The organism is Agromyces sp. P1_H4 (assembly GCF_056405255.1).
Window position 1 is genome coordinate 1 of sequence record NZ_JBFUCL010000625.1, and the last position, 613, is coordinate 613.

Below are 613 nucleotides of genomic sequence, written 5' to 3' on the forward strand. Positions count from 1 at the left end.
GAGCTGGACCGCGGCGACCACCATGAGCGCCGCGAACAGGCGCGCCGACCATTCGGGGGAGAGGAGGAACGCGATCGCGACGCCGCCGAAGGAGGCGACGGTCGCCGGGATGCCCACGGCCAGCCCGACCCGCAGGTCGACGATGCCGGCCCGCGCGTTCGACACGGTGCCGCTCACGGCGGTCGGGATCATGACTGCGAGGGACGTGCCCTTCGCGACCAGGTCGCTCATGCCGAAGAACGCCACGAACGCGGGCACCATGATGATGCCGCCGCCGACCCCGAAGAGTCCCGACGCGATGCCGATCACGAGGCCGAGGGCGACCATGCCGATGACGGGCAGCACGTCGAGCTCGATGCGTTCGCCGCGCACGGGCGCGCAGCATCCAGGTGCCGATCCACGAGCCGACGATGCCGCCGACGGCGACGATGAGCGCGACGACGAGGTCGATCTCGCCGTTCGCGAAGTACGTGATGGAACCCGCGACGGCGGCAGGCACGATCGCGGCGAGCGAGGTCGCCGACGCGCGGCGCTGGTCCATGCCGGCGAACGTGATGAGGAGCGGCACCATGAGGATGCCGCCGCCGACGCCGAACGCCCCCGAGAGCAGGCC

The 613-nt window shown here is 71.8% G+C and carries 1 protein-coding gene and 1 pseudogene; both read right to left on the reverse strand.

The annotated features are described in order from the left end of the window. Nucleotides 1–372: sulfite exporter TauE/SafE family protein (locus tag AC1DY2_RS20455; protein ID WP_476764078.1), on the reverse strand; the 372-nt coding region annotated here is incomplete at its 3' end. A 52-nt stretch (nt 373–424) separates the two neighbouring features. After that, a pseudogene (locus AC1DY2_RS20460) lies at nt 425–571 on the reverse strand (TSUP family transporter); the annotation flags it as partial. Nucleotides 572–613: the final 42 nt, after the last annotated feature.